Annotated in this window: 16 protein-coding genes; 6 read left to right on the top strand and 10 right to left on the bottom strand. The window is 35.5% G+C overall.

The annotated features are described in order from the left end of the window. Window positions 1-10 precede the first annotated feature (10 nt). Complete coding sequence (locus tag BCR21_RS00690) at window positions 11-1480, bottom strand: sensor histidine kinase (protein WP_069644608.1); 1470 nt, start codon at window positions 1478-1480, stop codon at window positions 11-13. Then, on the bottom strand, window positions 1481-2200 hold the full coding sequence (locus tag BCR21_RS00685) for a response regulator transcription factor (protein WP_069644607.1): 720 nt from the start codon (window positions 2198-2200) through the stop codon (window positions 1481-1483). Between the two features lie 150 nt (window positions 2201-2350). Here BCR21_RS00685 and BCR21_RS00680 point away from each other — a divergent pair, with 150 nt between their 5' ends. Then, window positions 2351-3124 carry a Cof-type HAD-IIB family hydrolase gene (locus BCR21_RS00680; protein ID WP_069644606.1) on the top strand — a complete coding sequence of 258 codons (774 nt, stop codon included), beginning with the start codon at window positions 2351-2353 and terminating at the stop codon, window positions 3122-3124. 39 nt (window positions 3125-3163) lie between these two features. Here BCR21_RS00680 and BCR21_RS00675 read toward each other — a convergent pair whose 3' ends face one another. Then, window positions 3164-3352, bottom strand: coding sequence for a hypothetical protein (locus tag BCR21_RS00675; RefSeq protein WP_025869055.1), 189 nt, complete (start codon window positions 3350-3352; stop codon window positions 3164-3166). A gap of 242 nt (window positions 3353-3594) precedes the next feature. Here BCR21_RS00675 and BCR21_RS00670 point away from each other — a divergent pair, with 242 nt between their 5' ends. Then, window positions 3595-4356 (top strand): threonine/serine exporter family protein, encoded by a 762-nt coding sequence (locus tag BCR21_RS00670; protein ID WP_069644605.1) that lies wholly within the window; start codon window positions 3595-3597, stop codon window positions 4354-4356. Window positions 4357-4368: 12 nt separating this feature from the next. After that, window positions 4369-4830 (top strand): threonine/serine exporter family protein, encoded by a 462-nt coding sequence (locus tag BCR21_RS00665; protein ID WP_139125564.1) that lies wholly within the window; start codon window positions 4369-4371, stop codon window positions 4828-4830. A 43-nt stretch (window positions 4831-4873) separates the two neighbouring features. On the opposite strand, the gene BCR21_RS00660 is transcribed toward BCR21_RS00665, so the two are convergent. The 5 genes from BCR21_RS00660 to BCR21_RS00640 all read right to left on the bottom strand — a co-directional run bounded on the left by BCR21_RS00660 (window position 4874) and on the right by BCR21_RS00640 (window position 9292). Beyond that, window positions 4874-5659: an ABC transporter ATP-binding protein gene (locus tag BCR21_RS00660; RefSeq protein WP_069644603.1), complete on the bottom strand. Its 786-nt coding sequence runs from the start codon at window positions 5657-5659 to the stop codon at window positions 4874-4876. Next, the gene (locus tag BCR21_RS00655; RefSeq protein ID WP_069644602.1) at window positions 5656-6543 is read right to left on the bottom strand and encodes an ABC transporter permease; all 888 of its coding nucleotides are present in this window, start codon (window positions 6541-6543) and stop codon (window positions 5656-5658) included. The genes BCR21_RS00660 and BCR21_RS00655 overlap by 4 nt, the downstream gene beginning before the upstream one ends. Window positions 6544-6561: 18 nt before the next feature. Next, window positions 6562-7551 carry a tryptophan ABC transporter substrate-binding protein gene (gene trpX / locus BCR21_RS00650; protein WP_069644601.1) on the bottom strand — a complete coding sequence of 330 codons (990 nt, stop codon included), beginning with the start codon at window positions 7549-7551 and terminating at the stop codon, window positions 6562-6564. A gap of 368 nt (window positions 7552-7919) precedes the next feature. Continuing rightward, the gene (locus tag BCR21_RS00645; RefSeq protein WP_069644600.1) at window positions 7920-8495 is read right to left on the bottom strand and encodes a GNAT family N-acetyltransferase; all 576 of its coding nucleotides are present in this window, start codon (window positions 8493-8495) and stop codon (window positions 7920-7922) included. Between the two features lie 113 nt (window positions 8496-8608). Continuing rightward, a complete protein-coding gene (locus BCR21_RS00640; RefSeq protein WP_069644599.1) occupies window positions 8609-9292 on the bottom strand; it encodes a hypothetical protein in 684 nt (227 codons plus the stop codon). A gap of 506 nt (window positions 9293-9798) precedes the next feature. Between BCR21_RS00640 and BCR21_RS00635 the strand changes: the two genes are divergently transcribed. Both BCR21_RS00635 and BCR21_RS00630 read left to right on the top strand, forming a co-directional pair. Beyond that, window positions 9799-10917, top strand: a complete 1119-nt coding sequence (locus tag BCR21_RS00635) for a 5-methyltetrahydropteroyltriglutamate--homocysteine S-methyltransferase (protein ID WP_069644598.1) — start codon at window positions 9799-9801, stop codon at window positions 10915-10917. Window positions 10918-10937: 20 nt separating this feature from the next. Then, window positions 10938-12059 (top strand): 5-methyltetrahydropteroyltriglutamate--homocysteine S-methyltransferase, encoded by a 1122-nt coding sequence (locus tag BCR21_RS00630; RefSeq protein WP_069644597.1) that lies wholly within the window; start codon window positions 10938-10940, stop codon window positions 12057-12059. Window positions 12060-12103: 44 nt separating this feature from the next. On the opposite strand, the gene BCR21_RS00625 is transcribed toward BCR21_RS00630, so the two are convergent. After that, window positions 12104-13048 (bottom strand): DUF7916 family protein, encoded by a 945-nt coding sequence (locus BCR21_RS00625; protein ID WP_069644596.1) that lies wholly within the window; start codon window positions 13046-13048, stop codon window positions 12104-12106. Window positions 13049-13228: 180 nt separating this feature from the next. On the opposite strand from BCR21_RS00625, the gene efbA reads away from it, so the two are divergent. Next, window positions 13229-14935: a fibronectin-binding protein EfbA gene (gene efbA, locus BCR21_RS00620; protein ID WP_069644595.1), complete on the top strand. Its 1707-nt coding sequence runs from the start codon at window positions 13229-13231 to the stop codon at window positions 14933-14935. A gap of 17 nt (window positions 14936-14952) precedes the next feature. Here efbA and BCR21_RS00615 read toward each other — a convergent pair whose 3' ends face one another. Beyond that, window positions 14953-16767, bottom strand: coding sequence for a penicillin-binding transpeptidase domain-containing protein (locus BCR21_RS00615; protein WP_069644594.1), 1815 nt, complete (start codon window positions 16765-16767; stop codon window positions 14953-14955). Window positions 16768-16850 lie beyond the last annotated feature (83 nt).

The raw sequence follows: 16850 nt of genomic DNA, 5'->3' as shown, positions 1-16850 counted from the left end.
GGTTTTTTCTTTATGCTTCATCTTCTATCTCTACATCAGGAAATGAAATAGTAAAACTAGTGCCTTTACCTTCCTGACTTTCTACACTGATTTTTCCTTTGTGTAGACGAACCAACTGCTGAACAATAGATAAACCTAAGCCAGATTCACCATATTTTGTATTTTTTCTAGAAGGATCAACTTTATAATAGCGATCCCAAATATTTTGAACTTGTTCTTCTGTCATACCAATACCTGTATCAGAAATTTTTATGATCGTTTCTAAATAGCCTTTTTGAAGATGGACGCGAATCTCACCATCTTGAGTAAATTGAATCGCATTTTGAATAATATTCACCATGATTTGAACGAAGCGATCATAATCTGCAAAGACATCGATTGCGTCATCAGCTTCTAATATAAGCTTGTCATTAGCTGATTCAGCCTTTCCTTTTAATTGAGTAAGAATATCTTTTAATGTCTCAGTTGCGTCGAATTTTTTAACGACGATACTGATTTGATTCGTTCTGATTTTTTCATAGTCTAAGTTTTCATTCACTAGTCGAATCAAACGAGATGTCTCATTTTGCATCAATTTAATGGCGTTCTCTCTTTGTCCTTCTGGAATCGCATTATATTGCAGTCCTTCAAGTAAACCATTGATAGTAGTCAAAGGTGTTCTCATCTCATGAGAAGCGTCAGCCATGAATTGGCGGCGACGATCCTCTTGACGATCGATCTCTTCTCTGGATTCCTTCAGTGATTCAGCCATTTTATTGAAATCTTCCGCCAAATCATCAAACTCATCTTTATCATGTGTAACTAGTTTGACATCAAAATTACCGCTAGTTATCTCCTTTGTAGCCTTTCTCATACGATTGATTCGTTTCACTTGGAAACTAGCAAAGAAATAACTCAGAATCAAACCTACAATACTAGAGATAATAAAACCTTTGAACAAATTAGCCGTTATTGCATCTACACTGTCAGAAACGTTCTTAGCTGGTTGTGTAATGACTAATGCACCTATGATTACATTTTCATTTGATTGAACATTGGTCTTACTCACCGGCATCATTACATAAGATGACATGTTCTTGTTCCCATAAATATCTTTGTTGACAGTTGCGTATTCTTGCTGGCCTTCCATAAGTGCTGCCCAATTTTCTTTGATAACAGAATCGTCTATTTTTTTATCTGTATTCAAAGGATATTGTACTTGCATATCTCTATCATAAAAAACAAATTGAACATCTTGATTACTTAAAAAACCTTCAAATAAACTAAACGATGTATTCCATATATCCTGATCCGTCATTCCAGGAAGTTTATTGATCGAATCCTTTGTTTTCCAAGCAGATATAGCATATCCTCGAAGCTGCTCATAATTATTATCCTGTAGGGTCTTTTTAGTCAGTTGAGTAAAAGATGTCCCTACGATTAAAATAATTAAAATGATCACACCCCAAAAAGCTAGTAATTGTTGATATAAATATTTCATCTAAGCTACTCCAGAATCGTCAAATTTATACCCAACACCCCAAACGGTTTGAATCACTTGTGGCCCTACTTTTTCAATTTTTTGACGCAATTTTTTGATATGTGCATCTACTGTTCGCTCATCACCAAAATATTGATAATCCCAAACCATTTCAAGCAACTGTTCTCGTGAAAAGACCTGTCTTGGTTTTTTTGCTAAAGTGTAAAGCAAATCGAATTCTTTTGGTGTTAAGCCATCAATCAGTTTATTGTCAAGATACGCTTCTCTTGTTTTTGTATTCATCTTAAAATGATCTGTTTCTACATCAAACTTATCGTCTGAACGATCCGTACCATCTGGCGCATGTTCGCCAATTTCTGAACGACGGTGCAGTGCTTTGATGCGCGCAATCAACGTTAGCGGACTGAACGGTTTTGTTACATAATCATCTGCGCCCATCTCTAGACCGATTACTTGATCACTCTCTGAATCTCTAGCAGTCAACATTATGATCGGAACTGTACTTGACACTTTACGAACTTCACGGCAAACGGCCATTCCATCCATTGTTGGTAAATTCAAATCTAGTGTAATCATGTCCCACTTTTCAGGATCTTCTAAAAAAGCATCCAACCCTTCTTTACCATCATATTTAAATGTAGCTTCCCATCCTTCGTTTAAAAAAAACATTTGCATCATTTCTGACACTGACTCATTGTCTTCTATCATTAATACATTCATTATGTACTCGCCTCATTTCTTCAATTTTAACGTCATTTATATTATACTCTAAAAACGACTCAGCTCCAATAACTTCTATCTTTCTTCAAAAAAGCTTTGTCTTTTGTTCAATCTTTGATAATATTAGGTGTGAAAGGACGTTGAAAATTCATGAAAAATATTCAAGCAGTTGCTTTTTTTGATTTAGATGGAACATTACTGAACAACAAGTCACAAATTACCCCTGAGATAACGGCGGCTATCAGCGCATTAAAAGCCAACAATGTCTTACCGATGATCGCAACTGGACGAACTATTGTAGAAATTGAGCATATTATGAAAGACAGCGGTATCGACTCGGCCATCGTTATGAATGGACAGTTTATCCAAGTTGAAGGAAAAAAAGTTTATTCTGATGAGTTTACCTATGAAGAGTGCCTAAAAATGTATGAGCACGTCAAAAGTTTAGGTCACGAAATTTCCTATTATAATGACCAACAAATTTGGTGTTCTGGACACAGTGAGATCCTAGCTAACGCATATGCCTTTATCCATTCGGATGTTCCTGTAATCGATCGATCCAGCCTAAAAGATAAGACCGTTAATATGATGTTAGTCTTGTCTGAAGATGGTGATGAGCATTATCTGAAACATTTTCCAGAAATGACCTTTTATCGTAATGGACCGTATTCGATCGATACTGTTAGAAAAGGTGTTTCTAAAGGTACAGGTGTAAAAAATCTATTCAAGACTTTAGATTTACCAGCTGTTCCTACTTTTGCTTTTGGTGATGGGATCAACGATTTGGCTTTGTTTGAAGCTTGCGATAATAAAATCGCGATGGGCAATGCACGAACTGAGCTAAAAGAACGAGCAAGTTTTATCACCAAGAAAAATAGTGATGGCGGAATCATTCATGCCTTAAAGCACTTTGATTTGATTTAGTATTTTCGTTTTTAAAAGTAAAATAAAAAATCCCACTTCTTATTTAGAAGATGGGATTTCTTTTTTATGTCTTTTTTGATGAACACAGATAACGGTTCCTGTCACTTGAATCAGTAAGAGAAAAAGTAAAATAGCACTTAATCCTATATGTCCCTGATCGAATGTCCTTTTTAACAATACAAGTAAAATCAGACTGCTTACTGAATAAAGTGACCATTGTTTATCCATAATATCTAGACCCCTTTGGTTTGTTATCTATAAGGATAGGACTTTTAATTAGAAAATGCAAGGAACTTTTAGGTATCTGTGAAGTTTCCTACAATTTTTTAGTGTTTCTTTATAATTCTAAGGAAATTCTAAACATTACGACTCTAAACTTTTTCAATGGTAAGCTACTCTATCATTTCAAACAGCTTCAAAAAATGATACACTGATTTTACTGTAACTTTATTGTAAGGAGTTTTTGGTCCATGGATGAAAAGAAACAATCAACGATACAACTTATTTTAGATACATGCTTAATGGCGGGGAAAATTATGACTGAAAGTGGTTCTGAAGTTTATCGCGTTGAAGATACAATGAATCGAATTGCTGAAAATGCTGGTCAAAAAGAAAGCGTTAGTTACGTTACTGCAACTGGTCTTTTTATGGGGTTTCGATCTAGTAATTATACCCAATTAGAAAATGTGACTGAACGAAGTATCAACTTAGAAAAAGTAGCGATCGTTAATAGCCTTTCGCGGAAATTTGCCGAGAAAGAAATTTCTTTAGAAGAATTAAATCTAAAGCTTGCCAACATCAATCATGAAGCACCAACTTATTCTGTTCCCTTGCAAATAGTTGCAGCGGGAATTGTCAGTTGCACGTTGATGTATATTTTTGGAGGACATTGGCATGATTTTGTAGCTACCTTTTTCATTGGAATGATTGGTTTTAGTGTAGCTTATTTCACTAAGAATTGGCTCAATATCAAATTTTTAGATGATTTTTTAGCAGCTTTCACAATTGGTTTATTAGCCTATTTAGCAGTGAGATTCCATCTAGCTGGAAATATCGATAATATTATTATCGGCGCTGTTATGCCGCTTGTCCCTGGTGTTGCTATCACCAATTCGTTTAGGGATATATTGGCCGGACATTTATTAAGCGGAACAGCACGTGCAACCGAAGCGATATTTGTTGCTGGATCCATCGGAATTGGCATTGCGATTGTATTTAAACTATTTATGTAAGGAGAAATGAATGTGGAAGTTGTTATTCATTGTTTGTTTAGCTATCTGAGTACGGTCACTTTTGGGATTGTTACTAATGTTCCAAGAAAAGTTTTGAATGCTTGTGGTCTCACTGGTGCTGTTGGCTGGATGATCTACTGGTCTACTAAAAACCTAGAAGCTGGTGCGATTTTTGCTAATTTTCTTGGTGCGATCGGGATTGGTTTACTGAGTATCTATTTTTCACGTAGAAAAAAAATGCCGATGACGATTTTTAATATACCTAGCCTCGTTCCCTTAGTCCCTGGTGGACCTGCTTATCAAGCGGTTAGAAGTATTGTTTTAGGTGATTATGTCAGTGGAATACATTTTATCATTAAAGTAATCATGACAGCAGGCGCAATTGCAGCTGGTTTTATGGTGACGGGAATTGTTGAACGTCTGTTGAAAAATTTATTGGACAAAAATAAAACTATACTGAAAGATTCTAAATAAAAAAGATTGATCTAGTAATTTTTACTAGATCAATCTTTTTTATTTAATCAATTGAGATTTCTTCAACTTCTTCTTCAAAAAACAACAATAAATCTTGTAAAGTCAATTTTTCTTTTTCGGCTTTATTTAAATCTTTGATAATTTGGCCTTTTTGTAAAACGATCAAACGATCGCCATAATTTAAAGCATCCTCCATGCGGTGAGTGATCATTAAACAAGTCAACTGACCTTCTTTGATTCGTTGGTCTGTCAGCTGCATCAATTGTTTGGACGTTTTTGGATCTAAAGCGGCTGTATGCTCATCTAAAAGCAGTAATTCAGGTTTAGATAATGTCGCCATTAATAAACTCAATGCCTGTCGTTGACCACCAGATAAGTTTCCAGTTGGTGTATCCAAATGATTTTCTAAGCCGTTTCCGACTTCACTGCAAATTTTTGTAAAAAAGGCTCTTTCTTCGTTCAATTTACGCAAGCGTAAACCACGTCTTTTCCCCCGATATAGTGCTAAAAGTAAATTCTCAGCAACGGTCATTCTTGGTGCGGTCCCCATTTTTGGATCTTGGAAAACACGAGATAAATATTTTGCTCTTTTTTCTTCGGAATATGTCGTAATATTCTGATCGTTGATAAACAAATCACCTTCGCTCAATGTTACCGTACCGGCAATACTGTTAAACAAGGTGCTTTTACCCGCACCGTTACCACCTAAAACAGTGACAAATTCGCCTTGAGAAATTGTCAAATTCACATGATTTAAAATCATTTTTGTTTCATTCAATCCATTATCGATACGTTTTGTTGCATTTTTAAGCTCTAAAACTGTGCTCATTTCTCACCCTCCTTTTGTGGTAAAAAGTGTAGATTCAAGGCCTTTTTCAGTTGCGGAATCATTAAACATGCAGCTAAGATCACGGCTGAAAAGATTTTTAAATAGGTTGTGTCGAATCCAAGTTTGATAACCAATAGAATAAGTAATTGATAAATAATACTCCCAACAACAATAGCTACTAAGCGCTCTGCAAAAGTCAACTCTCCAAACAAAACTTCACCAATGATGATTGAGGCCAATCCGATAACGATCACACCGGTTCCTTTGTTGACATCTGCATACCCATCATTTTGAGCGATTAATGCACCTGACAAAGCAATCACACCATTTGATAATGTCAGACCTAATATCTTCATAGAATCTGTTTTAATTCCGATCGATCGCGCCATATGCTCATTGTCTCCAGTTGCAATATACGCTTGACCTAAATTTGTATTAAAGAAAAATAGTAATAAACTAATGATGATCGCTAAAAAAATCACACCTAAAAATACAATATCATAATAGTTAGGTAAATTTAGTTGTAAAAAGAAATCTTGAATTTTAGGTTTATTCAACAAAGATAAATTTGGTGTCTGCATTACATAAAGAATAACGGAATTCAAACCCGACATGACCAAAATTCCTGCTAATATTACTGGAATTTTTCCTTTTGTAAAGAGTAATCCGGTAACAAGCCCTGCACACATACCTGCCAAAACGCCTAATAAAGTTGCTAAAATCGGGTGAATTCCTGAAGTGATGGCCGTAACACAAACTGCTCCTCCGAGTGGAAACGAACCTTCTGTCGTCATATCTGGAAAATTTAAAATACGATACGTCATGAAAATTCCTAATCCTAATATTGCCCATAACATTCCTTGTCCAATTGCTGAAACTATCATGTGATCCTCTCCCTGTGTTTAGTCTATAATTTTTGCTTTTGATTTGATATTTTCAGGAATTGAAATCCCCAATTTCTCTGCTTGTTTTTGATTAATGATGATGTCCCCTGTTTTAAACGTATAAATGGGTGTTGTTGCAGGCTTGGCTTCTCCTGATAAAATATCTGCGGCCATCTTACCCGTTTGAACGCCTAACTCAAATTGATTGATTCCCACTGTCGCAAGTCCACCTTGTTCAACCATTGTATCAACGGATGGAATGATTGGAGTCTTTGTTTTGTTGGCTTCACTGACTACGGTTTGCATCGCGTTAGCTATTGTATTGTCTGTTGGAATATAAATAAAATCCACTTCGCTAGTCATCACTTGAACGGTTTGTGCGATTTCATTACTGGAAGGTACTGCAAATGTTTTTACAGTCAACCCTTTCTTTTCAGCAACTCTTTTTGCCTCTTCAACTTGATATTTGGAATTTTCTTCTGATGAAGCATACAAGATTCCGACTTTCTTACCTTTAGGCAAGATTTCCGTCGCTAAATCAAACTGAGCAGCTACCGGCGATTTATCACTTACGCCAGTAATGTTACCACCTGGCTTTTGATTGTCTTTTACAAGGCCTGCACTAACTGGATCGGTTATTGCACCAAGGATAATCGGTATTTCTGATGTTGTATTGGCAAGTGCTTGAGCGGCTGGTGTAGCGATCCCGATCAAAACATCAGATTTTTTTTCTTGTACTAATTGTTGACTCATAGTGGCTAGCTTACTTTGATCGGCTTGGCCGTTTTGAAAAGCAATTCGTATATTTTTCCCATCTTCATATCCTTTTTCTTTCAAACCGGCTTGAATCCCTTTATATATTTGATCTAAAGCAGGATGACTAACAAACTGTAATACACCAACTGTTGGTAGTTTTTGTTTTACTGTTTCTTTCTTTTCTATGAAAAATGATGCAAACAAAAATAAAACAATAATTGCTACAACGACTGATAAACGATTTTTTCTCATGTTTTTTCTCTCCTTCTTACCAAATTAACAATTTTAAACAAAAAAACAACGACAAATCCTAAAAAGGAGCGGTCGTTGTTTTATAAACAAAAACCACATAGAATACTCATCTATGCGGTCGAAAATTCATCTTGAATAAGCCGACATAGATACAAAATTTAGAATTTGTCTTCTAAAGTTGTATCTATGAGAGTATCATACATACAACTATCTACGCCAGTTTTGCCATGAATTATTCAATTCTTTGATTGGTTTTGATAGTCTGTTCATGTAATCACTCCTATAGTTTTTCTGTTGAAATCAGTTTACACTAAAAAGAATTTGTTCGTCAAGTCTAAAAATGGTCCAAACAGTGATTATTTTGAATTTTACTTTTGCTTTTGGGCTTTTTTTAAACGTTTGCGGTAACTCCAACTATCTTTATTTTCTTTAAAAGGATAAAAATCTAAATTGGTAAACATTTTTTGAGACGCTTTATTCCAATTAAATATTTCACTGACTGTAATAAAATCTCTACCCATTTTTTGGGATTTATAAATAAAATATTTGGTGACCATTCGCCCAATATGTCGGTTACGAAATGCTCGATCGATCACGATTGCGTAGTCATCTTCTGCTAACCAGACATCGCCGATTATTTGAGGATGCTTGCCGCTGTTATATTCAATGTAATAAAGTAAGCCATGTTCATTTTGCCACTCGTACATTTGTTGAATCTGTTCTTTTGTGTAAGTGGTCTTGGTTCCTACAATGCTGCGCATACTTTCTGGATCCTGATACCATTTTAAGGACTCTTTACGAATCTTATCAAAAGGAATCAAACGAACGTTTTCAGTTATTCGGACTTTTTTTGACCTATTACGATTGAAAGAGGACTCAGTATTAGTCCGAGTCCTCTTTTTTACTAAATCTGTCGCCAAAGTCCGCCATTTAGCACTTGTCACGTCGTTCACTTCTTACGTATACACGCTGCACTCTAGGTTTAGTTATAAAAAGTCCCAATAAACTGAATAGAATAAATTCTCTCATATCAAGCCCTTCTTTCTAAAAAAGTAATTTATTGCGCTACTGAATCAGCTTCTGCTGATTGTCCTAACGTTGGTTCTTGTTCATCAGTCACTTGTTCAGCTGTTGTTTCTGTTGTTGACTGAGCTGAATCAGATGTAGGTGTTGGTGCTGATGATGGTGCTGGCGGCTGAATACTCTCAGATACACTAGACAAAGGCAACTGATTTAAAGCTTGGATAAGCATCGTTTTTGTATCGAAACTTTCATCAATAGAAATCCTATTTTTCTCTTTTCCATTCTCAAAAAAGACAATCGTTACTTCATTCTTTTTGATTTTATATTTTTCTTCGATTTTCTCTACATCATAAACCATCGGGTAGATATAAATGCTATGATTAAAATCTTTCATTTGCTTAGGATCTTTTAATACATCAATGATATTTCCATAGGTTTTTCCACTTGGTACTGAAAATAAAACAGTCATTGCAGTCTTTTCATTAATTTCGTTGTCTGCTGTTTTCGCATCTAAATAATTTGCTTTATTTGCTAGTTTTTCTTGGTTTACTAAAGATTTAATTTCGGAAGCCCGAATATTAGCCTGTACTTTGGGTACTACTATGAATAGACTTATAATAAATAGAACAATTACAACTAAAATAATAGCAGAAAGCTTTTTCTGCCTATTTATAGATGCCACAAAGTCATCTTTAACGTCAATAAAATTTTTCTTCATTTCATTTCTCCTCTACTACTTATAATCCTATTATACAAGTAGTTCATTCCTTTGCCTAGTATAACAAATATTGCCCCATTTATTTTTAATAAAAAATAGAATATTTTTCATTTGCACATATTTAAATATTAAAAAACAATAATAACTAGCGATCTTTTATCCTGTTGACAAAATAAAGACCCTAGCCTATACTTTCTTTAATGATGAATAAATTAAAATACGATGAAAAGAAGAGTACTGTTTTTAGAAAATTGATGAGAGAGTCTCGGTAGCTGAAAAGAGATAATTTGAAAAAGCAGGAAGATGGTCTTTTCGTAAATGTTAGGGTGCGCCCATTATAGCGTCTAGGTATCAGTCAAAATGATTTATACCTATTGAGGAAAATCTTGTGAGAGATTTTTGAATTAAAGGTGGTAACGCGATCAGTCGTCCTTTACTTTTGCAAAAAAGTATTGGACTTTTTTTGTATTTTTTTACAAATCTGACTAAAAAATGGAGGAATGAATATGCCAAACAACAAGCAAAAGATCCCTTTCCGATATGATATCGTAGGTAGTTTTTTAAGACCGGAATCTTTGAAAAAAGCACGTGCTGCTTTCACTAATGGGGATATTTCTAAGGAAGAACTTACAACAGCTGAAGATCAAGCAATCATTGAGTTGATCGAAAAACAAAAAAAGGCTGGGCTTCATGCTGTGACTGATGGTGAATTTCGTCGTCGCTGGTGGCATTTAGACTTTATTGCAGGGTTAAACGGTATCACTGTTTATGATTTTCAAACAACTGCTTTTGGTCTTACTACAGATGCTCAAGGGACCAATGTTAGTGGACCTTTATCTTTTTCAAAAGAACATCCTTTTCTTGAACATTTTCGTTTTACTCAAAAACACGCGGCACCTATTTTAGCTAAACAAACAATTCCTGGACCCAATATGATTTTTCTAGATTCACTGATTTTATCAAAAGAATACAACGAGAATCCTGTTTATACTTCTTTAGAAGCATTCAAAGAAGATTTAGTCAAGACATATCAAGATGCAATTCAAGCCTTCTATGATGCCGGTTGTCGTTACTTACAATTAGATGACACAAGCTGGGGTGGATTGTTTGATGACCGATTCCGTGAGATGATCAAGAATAATGGGTTGGATGCTGATCAATTACTAGATGATTTCCAAGAAGTAACCGAAAAAGCTTTAGCAAACAAACCTACTGACCTTGCAGTTACTTTCCATTTTTGTAAAGGTAATTTTCAATCACATTGGCTTTATAACGGCTCATATGAAACAATTGCAAAAAATTTATTTTCTATTGACGCATTTGATGGTTTCTTTTTAGAATACGATGATGAACGATCTGGAGGTTTTGAACCCTTGGCAGACTTGAAGGATCAACGTATCGTCCTAGGATTGGTTACGACTAAAAATGGGCTACTTGAAGAGTCATCAATCATTGAAAAACGAATCAAAGAAGCGTGCAAATTTGTTCCTTTAGATCAGATTTGTTTGTCCCCTCAATGCGGTTTTGCATCAACACATGAAGGAAATCACTTGACTGAGGACGATCAATGGAAGAAAATTAATCTTGTAAAAACGATTGCTAAAAATATTTGGCAAGATGCATAAAATAAAAAGGAGGCAACAACATGACAAAAATTAAAGAGATTCCATTTCGCTATGATCAGGTAGGTAGTTTTCTACGACCTGAAGCATTAAAAAAAACTAGAGAGCAATTTGGAAATAACACAATATCCGCAGAAAAATTAAAATATGTTGAAGATCAAGCCATTATTGAATTAATCAATAAGCAAGTGGAAAATGGCTTAAAAGCCGTAACGGATGGTGAATTTCGTCGCAGTTGGTGGCATTTAGATTTTCTCTGGGGCTTAAACGGTGTTGAGCAAGTAATTCCTGAGCACGGCTATCAATTTAATGAAGTGGAAACAAGAGCTGCTTCTTATCAAATTTCAGATAAGGTTACGTTCAATCCAAATCATCCATTTTTTGAGGCTTTTACTTTTCTGAATGAGCATACTCCAGAAGGAATTTTAGCTAAAACAACGATCCCTTCTCCCACGCTACTTTTTAACCGTAAAAGTGATACTTTTACCTATGAAAGTTACACAGATGAGAATGTCTTTATCGATGATTTGGCTAAGGCCTACCATCAAACGATTCTAAAATTCTACGATTTGGGTTGTCGCTATCTCCAACTGGATGATACTTCTTGGGGAATGTATACGGGTTTTATCGAAAATGCTAAAACCGAAGAAGAAATCAAACATTGGCAACAACAATGCGAGGCTGGCGTAACTGTAGTAAATCAATTGCTTAAAGATTTACCTGAGGATCTAACTATCACAATGCATGTTTGTCGAGGGAATTATAAATCTGACTGGGCGATTGCTGGTCCTTACGATCATGTTGCCGCTTATTTAGCGCAATTGAACATTGATGGCTATTTCTTAGAATATGATGATGATCGTTCGGGTGGATTTGAGCCATTAGCACAAATCTATAAAAACGGTCCTGCTAAAAAAGTAGTTCTTGGTTTAGTAACTTCTAAGTTTCCTAAATTGGAATCAGAAGATAGTTTAATAAAACGAATTACTGAGGCTACGTCCTTCATCCCTTTAGAAAATCTATGTCTTTCTCCTCAATGCGGATTCGCTTCTACTGAAGAAGGCAATTACTTAACAGAAGAGGAACAATGGGCCAAAGTAAGACTAGTGGTTGATACAGCTAAAGTAGTCTGGAAAGATGCTTAAATAAAAACAAGAAGCGGAGTATACTCTCGCTTCTTGTTTTTATTTTATCGATTGACTGAACGTGCCATTCGATTGATCGTATGACGCATTCCACGAATCGCTACGGACATTTCATAAATATTCTCAACTGGCGCAAGTCCACCATAACCAGCATCACCGATATGTTGAATGTCTACTCCGCAAATTTTATTGATCAATGCAATTTGGCGAATCGTTTCTTTGTTTGCACTTTCTTGACTAGTACCAATTGCTGACATTGTTAATAAATTATATTTTTTTGCAATTGCCACAGCTCCTTTCATATCTTCTTCTGCAAATCCTTGGACCGTTCCAACTGCTGGCAATAATAGAATATCTGCACCCGCTTTTGCATACGCTTCGACTGCTTCATTCGACACTACCGGCTCATCTGATCCTGCACTGTGCATTTTTCCAGCAATAATCAGGCCAGAGAAATTTTCTTTTGCGATTTTAACTGCTTTGGCAATTTCTAAATTGGTTACACCTGTCCCTGGATTTCCAGTTAAACAAATAAAATCGATGCCCATTTCTTCTGCTTTTTGAATCGTTTCTTTAGAACTTGTACGGCCACGACTTATGGCTAACTTGTCACTAAACATGGCCGATGATTCATCCACTGGTTCTAAATTTACCCCAATCGGACGTCCAACTAACTCTTTTAAAATAGGGATTGGATTGATTTTATTTTTTTCTGGATTCTGCCAATACGACATAACCTCTTCCATTGACATACCTGGAATCCCTTGTACGATTGGATTAAAACAGTCAAAAACATTTAATAAAATCAAATCTGCTCCAAATGCCGCAGCCACTTCTGCATTACTGATATCGCCAGCTTGAGGTGATGCTATAACGACATTTTCAGACAAAATCGTCCGACCTTCACTCGCCTTAATCGACTGTTTCAATTCCTCCGCTGTCATTTTTGCTACTTCACTGTAACTCGCACTGATTAATCTTTTTACCATATCCGTTCCCCCTTGTTGAAAAGCTACTCTTATTATACTAAAAAACATAGGAAAGCGCAGTCATTTGCTAAATAGATTCATCAATTTCACATTCTCAAGCTTTTATTTCCCACTTCCTTTATAAATAAAAAGAACTCCGTTATAATAGTATTATTATGTATATAGAATTGAGGGATGTTTATGTCATTTGATGGCGTATTTACTCATGCAATGGTCTCTGAATTGTCCGAGACTTTAGCCACAGGCCGAATTTCAAAAATTCATCAGCCTTATGAAAATGAAATTATTTTAGTTATCCGCACTAAAGGGAAAAATCATAAATTACTTTTATCGGCTCACCCAAGTTACGCTCGGGTTCAACTGACCGAAATCGCTTATGCTAATCCTGATACACCGCCAAATTTTGTTATGATGTTGCGAAAGTTTTTAGAAGGTGCCATTTTAGAACAGATTCATCAAATTGATAATGATCGAGTGATCCACTTTACTTTCACTAAAAGAGATGAACTTGGGGATCTACAAAATATCGTTCTTATCGTTGAATTGATGGGCAGACACAGTACGATTGTTTTGGTAAATAAAGAAAACGGGAAAATTTTAGATGCGATCAAACATATCGGTAGCTCTCAAAACAGTTACCGCTCTTTACTACCTGGTGTTGAATATATCGATCCACCAAAACAAGATCAGCAAAATCCATTCTTATCCACTAAAGAAAAAGTCTTTGAAATCCTTTCAAAAACAAATGAAATCAACGGGAAGTATTTACAAAGTCAATTTCAGGGTTTAGGAAAAGATACAGCTGACGAGATAGCTTTTCGTTTGAATGAACGTCCTAACGAAAAAATGCTCGTTTGGCAGTCATTTTGGACTTCTATTGAACATGAAATTGCACCAACTTTAACATTAACAGAGAAGAAAGAATTCTTTACCCCTCTTCCCTTTGCGTCTCTTGAAGGAAAACAAGAAAACTTTGTGAATCTTAGCGAATTACTAGATGCCTTTTATGGTGGAAAAGCTGAAAAAGACCGCGTTAAACAACAAGGTGGCGAGCTAATCCATAAAATTGAAAACGAACTAAAACGAAATCAAAGTAAAGTTGTAAAACTCCAACAAACATTAGCAGACACAGAACATGCAGAAAACTATCGTCGCGACGGTGAACTTTTAACAACATTTATGGCTCAAGTTCCAAAAGGGGCTGAATTCGTTGAACTGCCAAATTATTACGAAGAAGATCAGTTATTAAAAATAAAATTAAATCCAGCTCTTACACCAAATCAAAACGCGCAAAAATATTTTCAAAAATATCAAAAACTAAAAAATGCGGTCAAGGTTGTTCATGGTCAAATTGAACAAGCTAATCAGGAAATCAGCTATTTAGAATCTGTTCTATCACAATTAGAAATCGCAGGTCCGATGGATATCCAGATGATTCGTGAGGAATTGATCGAACAAGGATATGTCAAAAATCGCGGTGCTAAAAAACAGAAACAACCCAAAAAAAGCAAACCAGAAGAATTCTACTCAACAGACGGTAGCCTGATCCTTGTCGGCCGTAATAATCTACAAAATGATCAGCTGACGCTTAAAACAGCTAAAAAGACAGATATTTGGCTTCATGCAAAAGATATCCCTGGCTCTCATGTGATCATCAAAAATACCGATCCGTCTAACGAAACATTATTGGAAGCCGCTAATCTTGCCGCTTATTATTCTAAATATCGCTTATCTGCCCAAGTTCCAGTTGATTATGTTCAAGTAAAACACGTTCATAAACCCAATGGCGCTAAACCAGGATATGTCATTTATGAAAATCAAAAAACGATTTATGTTACACCAGATGAGCAATTAATTGAAACGCTAAAAACGAACACGCCTCATTAGGAGGTATGTTCGTTTTTTTAATCACGAGCAACCATCGCTCGTTTTACTAATTTGTTCGATACATCAGAAATAATGTCATTTGCTGAAACACCTTCCAACAAAGGTTTTTTAAGCGTCATATAAAAAATATATTTAGGGTCTTCCGTTGGTGTGATTGTAACAACCGAATGCAAATATTCTTGCGTTTGATAAATACCATTTTCAAAGAATTCTGCTGTCCCCGTTTTAGCAGAAACATTCAATCCTTCAATTGCATATTCTTTCCCCATGCCATATCTAGTATCTACTGTGACATCTTTCATATATTCCAAGACTTTCTTAGCTGTTTCACTTGAAATTGGTGTTCCTACTATTTCTGGTTCAGTAATTGTTTCTTCGCCAGTTGAAGAAACAACTTTACTGATGATATTAGGTTTTAACATCTTTCCACCGTTGGCAATAGCTGTATAAGCTTGTAACATTTGTAAGTGAGTCACAGAGATCCCTTGACCATAAGACGTCATTGCTCTGTCGACTGTTGTTTTATTCTGGATTTCTCCGGCAGCTTCACCAGCTAAACCAAAATTTGTACTTTGACCAAAACCAAATTTTTTAAGATATTCTTGCCACAAATCAGGCATTCGTTCTTGCAGTGTCACCATTCCAACATTACTTGACCATGCCAGACCCTGTCTAAACGTCATATTCCCGTCACCTACGCCGTTGTTCCAATCATTGATCTTTGTATCATCAACCTTGATACTCCCTGAGGCAAACTGTTCACTTTCGTTGAATTTATTTTCTTCGATCGCACTTGCTACCATCATACTTTTCATTGTTGAACCTGGTTCATAGACATCTTCTACAAGAATATTACTCCAGCGTGCAGTGTTAGGGTCATCTAACCCTTTTTTTGTATCTAATGCAAAAGATGGACGTTGAGAAGTTGCTAAGATATTCCCCGTTTTTGCTTCCATCAAAGTGGCAGTGATATGTTCTGGCTGATATTTTTGCGTTGCATTGTCTAATAGTTCTTCTAGATATGATTGTAGATTACTATCTAATGTTGTATAGACATCACTTCCATCAACACGTTTTTTTTCCTTCACACTTCCAGGTTTTACATCACCAAATGCCGAGTTTTTCTCATAACTACGAGAACCATTTTTACCAGATAATGTATCATCATAAGCCTCTTCGATTCCCATTACACCCTGTTCATTGCCTTTGTCGTCTTGATTAGTATAACCAATAAAGTAAGAGGCAAAATTGCCAACTTGATAGGCACGTTTTTTTTCTTCTCTAAAATAAATCCCTGAAATCTTTTTCTTATCTAGTTCTTCTTGTATATTTCGTTTCGTTTCAAAACTCAAATTTTTTCCATTTGTTCCAAATTCAACTGTTGTAACAGGCTCTCCTGCTTCATTTACACTAGGTTTTAATTGCTTTAATGTCATCTCTTTATCTATTTTTACATGCTTTTCAAAGATTTCGGCAATTGTCGCCCAATCTTTTTCCTGTACATAAAGTTTTTTACCTTCTAAATCAGTATAGTTTTCATCTAAAATAGCATATAGCGAAAATGCGCTCGAATCCTCGACTAATACATTGCCATCTTTATCAAAAATTGATCCTCGTTTCGCTTCCAGAGTCTCATGAACTTCATACAGCTCTTTTGTCTTTTCAGCAAGAGAAGTTCCGGCAACTTTACCTGTAAGCAAAATATATGAAAATCGGATTGTAAACAGCAAAAAAATCAAAATAGCCAAAAATAAAACAATGACGCCAACTCGTTTCCGATTTTTAGTTGTTGATAGGTTACGACTACTAATTATATCTTTTAATTTTTTCATTCTAGCTTATCTCCAAATTGAGTTTTTATATTCATCTCTGTTTAAAATTCTGGATTGATGCACAGTCTTTTAGAGAATGATCT

This window comes from Enterococcus ureasiticus (assembly GCF_001730285.1).
GTDB lineage: Bacteria > Bacillota > Bacilli > Lactobacillales > Enterococcaceae > Enterococcus_L > Enterococcus_L ureasiticus.
Note: the sequence above shows the minus strand (reverse complement) of the source record. Positions and strands in the feature narration are given on the sequence as shown.